This is a genomic window from Megasphaera geminata F0357 (genome assembly GCF_000239275.1).
GTDB classification, from domain to species: Bacteria; Bacillota; Negativicutes; order Veillonellales; family Megasphaeraceae; genus Megasphaera; species Megasphaera geminata.
On record NZ_JH417573.1, the window covers coordinates 1 to 10,489 of the forward strand.

Annotated in this window: 8 protein-coding genes, 1 pseudogene and 1 other annotated feature; of the genes and pseudogenes, 4 read left to right on the forward strand and 5 right to left on the reverse strand. The window is 42.1% G+C overall.

All coding sequences use genetic code 11. The annotated features are described in order from the left end of the window. Nucleotides 1-35 precede the first annotated feature (35 nt). Complete coding sequence (locus HMPREF0080_RS02615) at nucleotides 36-425, reverse strand: thioredoxin family protein (protein WP_280959816.1); 390 nt, start codon at nucleotides 423-425, stop codon at nucleotides 36-38. 273 nt (nucleotides 426-698) lie between these two features. Between HMPREF0080_RS02615 and HMPREF0080_RS02620 the strand changes: the two genes are divergently transcribed. Further along, nucleotides 699-2,576 (forward strand): carbon starvation CstA family protein, encoded by a 1,878-nt coding sequence (locus HMPREF0080_RS02620; protein WP_006789624.1) that lies wholly within the window; start codon nucleotides 699-701, stop codon nucleotides 2,574-2,576. A gap of 305 nt (nucleotides 2,577-2,881) precedes the next feature. Next, a complete protein-coding gene (locus HMPREF0080_RS02625) occupies nucleotides 2,882-3,595 on the forward strand; it encodes a radical SAM protein (RefSeq protein ID WP_245527201.1) in 714 nt (237 codons plus the stop codon). 327 nt (nucleotides 3,596-3,922) lie between these two features. Here HMPREF0080_RS02625 and HMPREF0080_RS02630 read toward each other — a convergent pair whose 3' ends face one another. The 4 genes from HMPREF0080_RS02630 to HMPREF0080_RS11640 form a co-directional block, all read right to left on the reverse strand. Further along, nucleotides 3,923-5,209, reverse strand: a complete 1,287-nt coding sequence (locus HMPREF0080_RS02630) for a DUF445 family protein (protein ID WP_006789627.1) — start codon at nucleotides 5,207-5,209, stop codon at nucleotides 3,923-3,925. 1 nt (nucleotide 5,210) lies between these two features. After that, nucleotides 5,211-6,479 (reverse strand): DUF445 domain-containing protein, encoded by a 1,269-nt coding sequence (locus tag HMPREF0080_RS02635; RefSeq protein WP_006789628.1) that lies wholly within the window; start codon nucleotides 6,477-6,479, stop codon nucleotides 5,211-5,213. Nucleotides 6,480-6,518: 39 nt separating this feature from the next. After that, nucleotides 6,519-7,211, reverse strand: coding sequence for an MBL fold metallo-hydrolase (locus tag HMPREF0080_RS02640; protein WP_006789629.1), 693 nt, complete (start codon nucleotides 7,209-7,211; stop codon nucleotides 6,519-6,521). 411 nt (nucleotides 7,212-7,622) lie between these two features. Then, nucleotides 7,623-7,844 (reverse strand): AzlC family ABC transporter permease, encoded by a 222-nt coding sequence (locus HMPREF0080_RS11640; protein ID WP_071777888.1) that lies wholly within the window; start codon nucleotides 7,842-7,844, stop codon nucleotides 7,623-7,625. Between the two features lie 205 nt (nucleotides 7,845-8,049). Beyond that, nucleotides 8,050-8,271: a binding site (T-box leader), on the forward strand. A 46-nt stretch (nucleotides 8,272-8,317) separates the two neighbouring features. Between HMPREF0080_RS11640 and cysE the strand changes: the two genes are divergently transcribed. Further along, nucleotides 8,318-9,013 carry a serine O-acetyltransferase gene (gene cysE / locus HMPREF0080_RS02645; RefSeq protein WP_006789631.1) on the forward strand — a complete coding sequence of 232 codons (696 nt, stop codon included), beginning with the start codon at nucleotides 8,318-8,320 and terminating at the stop codon, nucleotides 9,011-9,013. 142 nt (nucleotides 9,014-9,155) lie between these two features. Further along, nucleotides 9,156-10,092 (forward strand): annotated as a pseudogene (gene cysK / locus HMPREF0080_RS02650) (cysteine synthase A). Nucleotides 10,093-10,489 lie beyond the last annotated feature (397 nt).

A 10,489-nucleotide genomic window follows, 5' to 3' on the forward strand; every position in this document is an offset into this window, starting at 1 on the left:
TTTTCTACGAAAGCAAACGCTGCTTTTATAAAATATTACAAGGCACCCTTTTCTTTCAGCCAGTTCTCAAGACTCTCCGACGACTCTGGCGCTACCAGCATATCACTGAAAGCCCCGTCTTTATAAACAAAAAGGGCCGGGATATATTCAATATGCATAGCAGCTGCAATTTCCGGATTCTCGTCCGTATCAATCGTAGCCACAACAAGCTTGTCTTCCGTTTTTTTTGAAAGTTCTTCCAATTTGGGCAACAGGTTCTGACAATGAGGGCACCAAGTAGCGCCGAAATCAAGTAATACTGGAACCTGTGAGTTCTCCACTACCTCTTTAAAATTGTCTTTGTTTACCGTTACAAGCATTTTATCTAACTCCTTATAACTTTCATGATTCTTCAATATTGAGGATACGAATTTATTATACCATATGTATACATTTTTTGTACACTAACAGCCCAATCCGTATCAGCAAAACATATATGCATTGGGAATATAGTTATATGCCAAATCACTATTACAAAAACATACTTTTATTGCCATTACATATACTACATGTAGCGAGTTAAACGTTGGACTTTAATTAATAACATATATCTTCTATCAATGGTTCTCTTGCCTTTTTTATCTGGCAGTATATAATATATTCGATACGTAATAGTTTTTTAAACTATAGTATATACTTTAAAAGGAGGTTCTATTGATATGAACGGTTTGTTTATTGTCATCATTTCAGCGTTAGTATTCGTATTGGCATACCGTTTTTACGGTGCATTTATTGCTACCAAAGTACTTGCAGTAAACCAGTACAAAGTAACACCTGCATTCCGTTTTGAAGACGGACATGACTACGTGCCGACCAACAAATATGTTGTCTTCGGCCATCACTTTGCCGCTATCGCAGGCGCCGGGCCTTTGGTCGGTCCTGTCATTGCGGCGCAATTCGGTTATTTACCGGGTGCATTATGGATTCTTATCGGCGGTGTTTTGGCCGGTGCAGTCCATGATATGGTTATTCTTTTTGCATCTATGCGTTATGACGGCAAATCTATCGCAGAAATCGCTAAACATCAAATGGGTAGCGGTATCGGTTTAGTAACATCTCTTGCCGTACTTTTTCTTAATATCCTGGCAATGGCCGGTATGGCCGTTGTTATCGTAAATGCGTTGCATGATAGTCCTTGGGGTACCTTTACAATCGGCATGACTATCCCTATTGCTATATTTATCGGTATTTACATGCATTTTTTACGTCCCGGCAAAATTCGCGAAGGTACGATTATCGGGGTTATTCTTACATTGCTTGCAGTTGTCCTCGGACCTGCCGTTGCAGCAAGCCCGACGCTGGCCCCGTTCTTTACGATCAGTCCGTACGGTATCGGCGTTGCTCTCATTATATACGGCTTTGTTGCAGCCGCTCTTCCGGTATGGCTTCTTCTTGCTCCGCGTGACTATCTGTCCACGTATATGAAAATAGGTACTATCGGAGCCTTGGCACTTGGGATTATCATTGTTATGCCGACTATTCAAATGCCGGCAGTTACGCAATTTGTTTCCGGCGGCGGCCCTGTTATCACCGGTCCCGTTATTCCATATATTTTTATTACTATTGCCTGTGGTGCAATCTCGGGCTTCCACTGTATGATCAGTACGGGTACAACCCCGAAGATGTTGATGAATGAACGCTCCATCCTTCCTGTCGGTTACGGCGCTATGCTTACGGAATGCTTCGTCGGCATGATGGCTTTAATCGCCGCAACCAGCTTGATTCCTAACGATTACTTCGCAATCAACTCGACGGCTGAACACTTTGCGGCACTCAATATCCCTGTTGTAGACTTGCCGCAGCTCAGCCATATGGTCGGCGAAGACGTTTCTCATCGTCCCGGCGGTGCAGTATCTTTAGCCGTCGGCATGGCATTTATCTTCTCCAGCATCCCCGGCCTGGACCATCTAATGAACTATTGGTACCATTTCTGTATCATGTTTGAAGCGTTGTTCATCATGACAATCCTTGATGCAGGTACTCGTGTAGGCCGCTACATGCTGCAGGAGCTGATCGGTCGTGCTTTCCCGAAATTTGCAGATCCTCATTGGCTCCCCGGTGCATTAATTGCTTCCGCTCTCATCTCCGGTGCTTGGGGGTATATTGTACTGCGCGGCAATTTGTCAACTATTTGGCCGATTTTCGGCGTATCCAATCAGTTGCTTGCAATCATTACTCTCGCCGTTTCATCTGTTGTTATCTGCAACATGGGTAAAGTTCGTTACCTCTGGGTAACGGTTATTCCTTGGGTCTTTTTAACAGTAGTTATCTTTTACGCAGATTTCCTTAATATGTTTGAAATCTACTTACCCAAGGGTGAATGGCTGCTTTTCTCCGTATCAGCAATCATGGCGATCTTTGTTATTATTATCAGTGTTGCCTCCATTAAGAAGTGCATCTATCTTGCCAAGACGATTCCCACCAGCTACGATACGTCCACATCCGTAGAAGAAACGGAATTGAAACGACTAAAAGAACTCGAACTCACCGATCCCGCTGCAAAGCGCTTTGACGAACAGGCGGTTCAGGTTCATTAATTTATTGTACTGCTTGTTTTTCTGTTATAAAGGCCGATCTCATTATGGGTCGGCCTTTTATAAATGTATTTTTCCGAAAGCGGAGGCTATGCGGATGGATGAAATGAAATCCGACATCTGTAATGACTGTAACGAGAATTGTAATACGGAACGCTCATTTTTACGCGGATGCCAAATCACTTAAAACAGGTTATTGCGGCAAGGCTTTTCAGCCGATAGTTGCCAGAGCGGCGTTGCACAGATGGGAGGAACCCTGCATCAGCGGCACAAAGGGATCGGGAACGGTCTTTTTCGGCGGCTGTAATTTGCGCTGTATATTTTGCCAGAATGACGTCATCAGTCAGCATGAATGCGGAATTGCCGTAACTGTTACAGAACTGAAGAATATATATCATCGTTTGATTACTCAAGGAGCCCATAATATTAATCTTGTCACGCCCAGTCACTATATTCGTGCCGTAGAGGCCAGCCTTGACGAGAAAATACCTGTCCCGGTAATTTATAATTGCGGAGGCTACGAGAAACCTGAACCGCTTCAACGCCTTAAAGGGAAAGTCCAAATTTGGTTGCCTGACTTAAAATATATTAGTTCGACATTATCCTCTCGTTACAGTAATGTCTACGATTACGATAAAGTAGCAAAAAAAGCAATCCTTACCATGTACGACCAGGTCGGTGATTACGAAATGAATGATGACGGGATCTTGCAAAAAGGTGTAATTATTCGTCATCTTATCTTACCGAATGCCTTAGACAACTCAAAGCGGATTATTGATTGGGTAGAAAATCATTTCTCTGAAGGACAAGTCCTGTTTAGCCTTATGCGGCAATACATTCCTTGCGGCAAAACCGTATTATATCCTGAAATTAACCGCCCTTTAACAACGGCCGAGTATGATGAAGTAGAATCTTATCTTTTTAACAGCACAATTGAAGACGGTTTCGTACAGGAAACAGGCTGTGCCGACGACACCTTTATTCCTGCCTTTGACGGAACCGGAGTAAAAGAATGCATTTAATCTAAAAGATAAAAGCAGGCCTGTCCCCTGCAGGTGTCGATACCCGGAAAGTTCTATTCCCGATTCATAGCACTAAATAAATAGTCTTAGAATACTTTATAATCAATAAAATATGTATCCGGAAGACGTGAACGGAAGGAAATGATTTCGCCAAATGCCATTTCCGGGATTTCATAAAAAACTGTCAAAATATAGTCAGAAAATATTTACAAATACAAAGAGCCACGTTCTCTCCGCATTTAAAATCAAGAGAAAAAACTTGGCTCTTTGTCCGTCTGGAAAAATGCAAATAAAATAAGGTGGAAATTCATGTCGTTACCGCCCGCATTATAATAAGAAAAGTCCCCTAATTGCCGGTATTATATAAGGCGCGTAAAGCATTTCGACAAAACCGAAGACGATTAAACCGATGACAGCCCCGACAATAGTCCCGTTAATACGTATCCACGCCAGATCTTCGCCGACCTTGCTTTCCAGGAATTCATTAAATTTCTTCTTATCAAAGCCCGATAACACTTCCTTCACGGCAACACCGATGAGTGCATGTTCGTTCTCCAAAACAATTTCTACACAGCGGCGAATCTGATCGTCAAGCCACTGTTTGATTTCAGGATGCTCACTGCAATATTCCAGATAATTCATGAATTCGCGTTCTAACAAATCTTGAAGTTTTTTCTTGCCAACAGGTCCTGTCGTAAAATAGCTTTGGCTCGTACGCTGTGTGGCGATGAACCATTTTTCAACAGGCAATAAATTAACAAAATGATCCTGCCAGCTCTGAACAGTATATGTAAGCTGCCCGTTCATCGAATAAAGCTGCATTTCTAATTTACGGCAAAGCCATTGTCGTTCAGCAGGACCGGCATGTTCCCACCGCTCCAGCCAAACAATAAGCCCTTTCTGCACATCTGCGGCAATCCTATTCATATCTACCATACCTGTAAATTTATTAAGCATAACAATGACATGGGGCGTTGTTTTCGACTCATTCAACCATTCTTGTAACGATTCGACAAGAAGCTGTTTAAAAGCATCCGTTCGCACACATGTTTTAAGAAGACCGATAAAATCTTCAAGCATCTTGCTGTCTTTATCTTCCAGCATATTAATAATACGATCCTGGAGAAACGTTACCAATGGTTGCCGTTTCAAATAATCACGAATGTGGACGATAATATTTTCCTGTATATCTGTTTTGTGCGTATATGTATATATCTGCTGAGCACTTTCGAAGAGAAGATTGCGAAATCGTTCATGTCCTTCTTTTGTCTGCAACCAATCTGTAAATTTGTCAACAAAAGAAATCTTATAAAGCTTATCTTTCCAAATATAAGGTTGTAACAATTTTTCTGAAACGATACGTGTCATTCCATCAATAATCTGATTTCGATGTACATGAACTAATTCCGTGTGATAAGGGAAGCCCAACGGCTTATCAAAGAGCGCCGTTACGGCAAACCAGTCGGCAATGCCCCCGATAAGAGCGGACTGCAACACAAAGAAGACCAGCTTCAACTCCATTGATAATTCATGCGTCGACCACCAGAAAAAGATAACAAAAAATGCCAAGAAGGATAAAGCAAGAATTAAATTCGCCCGTTGACGATAATTCATGCTACCAACCTCCTTTCAAAGCATACATGGCAAAAAAAATAGCCGTGCCTAAAGCCCCGCCGACAAGGGAGCCATTAATGCGAATCATTTGTAAGTCATACCAAACATTGGATTCAAGTTGTTTAGCCAATTCATAACTGTCATAACGGAGAATTTCCTGCTCCGCCGTTGTTCCGAACCATTCTTGAAGCCGTTTTAATTCCTTGGCGGCGATAGCCAAAATATAACGATTTAATTGATCAACCTGATCAGGACTTGTTCTCCACGCTTCCAGCTTTTCAATAGCATAAGAAGCGGCAGAATAACAAACACGACTTTGCCGTTCTTCATCAAGTACATAGCGTTGCCATGCTTCCTTCATATCAGGGCGAGAAATAATATGTTTGTAAAAACGGATTTTATACGCTTCCACTCGTTCTTGCCATATCTCATTATGCTCCAATCGATCCGCTTGTGCCCAAATAAATTGTATTGCCCGTTCCCGTTCAAGTGTATCCGGTTCTTTAGCTCGCTCCAATGCTTCCAAAATTTTCCTTTGAATTCCGGCCGCTACATTGACAGGTCTGAATACATCGCTTGCCAAAGCCGCTTTGACGACAAGGGCATAGACAAAATTACGACGTTCATACTGACGCAATGATTCTGTATAGATATCCGCTATATACGAATGCATTGTTTTACTCTTGACCATTTTCTCAAGCGATAAAATAGAAAAGTCCAGAAAAGCCGCTCCCGATTCGCCGGCAAGGCCGGTTTTCATAGCTTTACCCATCATTGGAGCAATATGGATACGTTCGATAGCGCCTTCTCCATAGCGTGAGAACGCTTCGACAATAGAGCGCAAATCGACGGTATACAGGAAGGTATTTAAAATCTGGCCCAAAACGCGTTCAGCTGAATGAAAGCCCTCTTTACTCTGTAAATAGGTCAGACTCGCTTCTAAAACGGGATGATTCTTTAAAACTGAATACATATTTGATACCGTAAGGATTTCACTTTCAATCATATGACGCGCCGTTTCGGCGATGCGCTCCTTGCTTTTCGGTATGAGTTCCGTTTTAAAAGAAATACCCAGCGGTTTATGAAACAGTGCGGTCACAGCATACCAATCGGCAAGGCCGCCGATAAGGGCGGCGGCGCTTAAATGAGACAATAACCCGCCCCAAAAAAAGTCCTCAAAAGGAAAAGAAAACAATACGCACAAAGCTGCTATAATCAAAATATAGTCGGCAATATGTGTACGTTTTTGTTGCTGTGCTTCTCGTGCCATTATATCCTCCTCAAAGGTCAAGCATGTGTAAAGGCATATTTAAAAAGTCTGTTTATCTCCATTTATCTGTGGAATCCATAAAGGAACGGCATTATGCCTTGCTTTAAACTCCTGTGACGGGATCCAAGGCGTGCCGAAATAATGCATGGGAATAAGGGCCGTCCGTATAGCAACTGTATCGGCAAAAGCAGTAACTCCCCATTCTCGAACCCGTCCCAAGCGAGCGTCAACAGGGAAAAAAGCAATGTCCGTAACTAACCCGGTAAGGCGGTGTAATTCTTGTGCAAACATATTGTCTGCTTCCCTTTTATTTTCTTCCGTATCGCCATCCCAGTGCCACCAGTTCAAATCTCCCGCATGGAAAATAATCTTTTCGTCCGTTTTCACAAGGAAAGAGCCGCCTTCATCAGTCGATCCATACTGTGTCACTTCCACATCATTTACGCTGACAGTAGTGTAAACGGCCATTGATATGCGCTGTTCTTCCGATCCGCCCGCAAAAGGAACATTCTCATTATATATATAATAAGCCGTATGATAAGCAAAATCGCCAATATGCGGATTAAAGTGATCACTATGATTGTGACTGACAAAAAACCAGAACGGTTTATCCGTCTTAGCCGCTTTATCTACTATACCGGAAGGGTCTTTATAATAATCAAACACGAGAATTTTCGTATCCGTTTCTACGACAAACCCGCTGTGATTTAAATAATATACAGTCAGAGACATTCTATGTTCTCCTTATTAAATCCCTAGTACCTAGTCTTATTACTATATTATAACACAAGTTTTTCCAATTTACGGCATATTTTCAGTTTATTTATACTTGGGCATATACTCCCGCAACAGCCTCTTTAAAAACGTAATGAGGACAGTTATATGCTGCATGTCAGTCACAGGTGACACCTTCAAAACGCCGAATCAGAAGAAAAAATTCCTTTTAAAGGCAAAAAAATAAGGTTGTACCGACAACAGACCCGATAACGACACCACAGAACCAATAGTATCAGTTGTGTAAGGTTACCCAAAAATAAATCTGGACGAGGTCAATATTTTCCGATATATCTGCCGTCGCATTGATAGCAAAACTCTCATCACACATAGCTATATATAAGATAAGGTGTTTTCCAGCCTTTATTTTTACCGAGCATTGCAATCCCCCCCCAAAAGATGCCGTCCGTTACCCATTAACGTCATAATGAGTGCCCCGAGCGGATTAAAGGAGCTGGAAAGAATTGTAACTGTAATAAATTCCATAGATTCAGCAAAAATGAGAAGGCACATCATGACCGGATAAACAAGGGATACCCCACGAGATACTGTAAATAAGCCATAAGAAAGGCCTATAAAGAAAACCCGCACAAATGGAAATTACCAGAGGAAATGCATAATGAAACACTTTTTAGCCGTATTTGAACCCACAGATGACACATCCTTTCAGATTGCGTGTTCAAATTATACTACAATCAAGATAGAATAAATAAAGCTACAGTCTTATATATAAATTTTATCAGCCCTTTCTTGACAAACCGCACTAATCAAGTTAAGATATCATTAATTTTAAAAGATTAATGCAATGACCAAAACAAGTAGGCATACGACGGTCATACAGAGAGTATCGGTCAGCGGCTGAAAGCCGATACAGCAGCCACAGTATGTTGAATGCCTTTGGGAGCAGAGAAATTGAACTTCAGTAGATTTCTCCGTGTAGCTTACGTTACAAGGTTACAAGAGGCAATCGGAATTTTCGATTGCAATCAGAGTGGAACCACGGACCACCGTCTCTGTTGACGGTTGGTCTTTTTTTATACTCCAATCGGAGGAGGTATCCCGTCGTGTTTAAACGACTATGTAAAGATATTCAAGTAATTAAAGATAGAGATCCGGCAGCACGCAATATTGCAGAGATTTTGCTTTGTTACTCAGGACTGCACGCCATTTGGGCTCATCGTCTGTCTCATTTCTTTTACACCCATAAATGGTTTGTAACGGCCCGTATCATTTCCAGTATTGCCCGTTTTTTCACGGGTATAGAAATTCACCCGGGTGCACAAATCGGCGAAGGGCTGTTCATTGATCATGGCATAGGTATCGTCATCGGCGAAACAACAGTCATCGGCTGTAACGTATCTCTCTATCAGGGAGTAACCCTGGGCGGGACGGGTAAAGAGAAAGGCAAACGTCACCCTACTTTAGAAGATTATGTTGTCGTTGCCAGCGGTGCCAAAGTTCTCGGTTCTTTTACAGTCGGTAAAGGCGCTAAAATCGGCGCCGGTTCCGTCGTCTTAAGGGAAGTACCTCCTTACTCGACAGTTGTCGGAATCCCCGGTCATGTCGTTGTTCAACACGGTAAGCGAATACGTCACAAATTGACGGAACAAGACATTGACCTGAACCATGATCATCTTCCCGACCCATTAGAAGATGAAATTAAAGAATTAAGACAACAGATTGCCTTTCTGCAAAAACGCCTTGATGCTATAGATTCATATGACAGAACGCATATGCATAAGATTTCCAATCATAATTAAGCCGGCTACACTATACCGTAATAAAGGAAAGGAGCAATATAATGAATTGCACTAAAACAAGAATTTATCCGAACCGATGTTACCACTTTACTCCGCAAAAACAGTAAAATCACTTATATTTTATACAAAGGAGCTGCTCATCATGGTAAATATATACAAATCCACATTAGAATTTATAGGCCACACACCTCTACTCGAACCTGTTCATTACACTGAAGCAACAGATATAAAGGCAACTGTACTCGTGAAATTAGAAGCATTTAATCCCTCCGGTTCCGTCAAAGACCGTATCGCCAAAGGTATGATTGAAGCTGCCGAAAAAGAAGGGAAATTAAAACCCGGTTCTGTTATTATCGAACCGACAAGCGGCAATACCGGTATCGGTTTGGCGGCTGTTGCAGCCGTAAAAGGATACCGAATTATTCTAACAATGCCCGAAACAATGTCTATTGAACGCCGTAATCTTATGGCCGCATACGGTGCGGAAATCATACTCACGCCGGGAAAAACAGGTATGCAAGGTGCGGTCGATAAAGCAAACGAATTGGCGGAAGAAATTCCCGGCTCCTTCATTCCCGGCCAATTCACGAATCCCGTTAATCCGCAGATACACTTTGAAACAACCGGTCCCGAAATCTACGAAGATACGGCCGGCACTGTCGATATCTTTCTTGCCGGCATAGGTACGGGCGGTACTCTTTCCGGTACAGGCAAATATTTAAAGAGCAAAAAACCAAGCATTAAGGTCGTTGCTGTCGAGCCGGCAGATTCTCCCCTCCCTATTCTAGGCCATGCAGCTCCTCACAAAATTCAAGGCATCGGGGCAAACTTTGTTCCTGAAACACTGAATACCGAAATTTATGATGAGATATTTTCCGTAACCAACGACGCAGCTTTTAAAACGGCACAAATATTCACTAAAACAGAAGGCTTACTCATCGGCATTTTCAAGCGGTGCAGCTCTCTACGCGGCGACGGAGCTGGCAAAACGTCCGGAAAATGAAGGTAAAACCGTTGTTGTTATTCTTCCTGATAATGGCGACCGCTATCTCACAACACCGGGATTCATTGCCGAATAAGAATAATAAAGTGGCTACAATAAAATTATCCACTTTGCCGGTCAGTACCAATTAAGCAATTTCTTCAAATCGGCATTCTACCGAATCTGTCCCTTTTATTTTGGTTTTGATTTATTTAATATATTCTAAGTGTGACATGAAACTGCCGGGAATTTAGCAGTAAATATTTATTTGACAGCATCATTCTATTGCATCAGAATAGGGAGGGTAGTACAATCTCCGGTAGGATAATATTCAGCGCAACTCTCCTGATAATATCATTACCGTACTTGTATAGTCTCTTCTCCATATTTACGGAGATTGCTTTTTATAAAGCCCCTGTCCGTACAACCAAAATCTGCTACTGTCTTCGTAAATTTATTTAACCTTGTAAACAGCCCCTTCAAAAATTGAACGA

Bases quoted from the DNA above. Each gene is read 5' to 3' on its own strand.
- HMPREF0080_RS02620 (WP_006789624.1), top strand. From the start codon at position 699: ATGAACGGTTTGTTTATTGTCATCATTTCAGCGTTAGTATTCGTATTG.
- HMPREF0080_RS02630 (WP_006789627.1), bottom strand. From the start codon at position 5,209: ATGAATTATCGTCAACGGGCGAATTTAATTCTTGCTTTATCCTTCTTG.
- HMPREF0080_RS02635 (WP_006789628.1), bottom strand. From the start codon at position 6,479: ATGGCACGAGAAGCACAGCAACAAAAACGTACACATATTGCCGACTAT.
- HMPREF0080_RS02640 (WP_006789629.1), bottom strand. From the start codon at position 7,211: ATGTCTCTGACTGTATATTATTTAAATCACAGCGGGTTTGTCGTAGAA.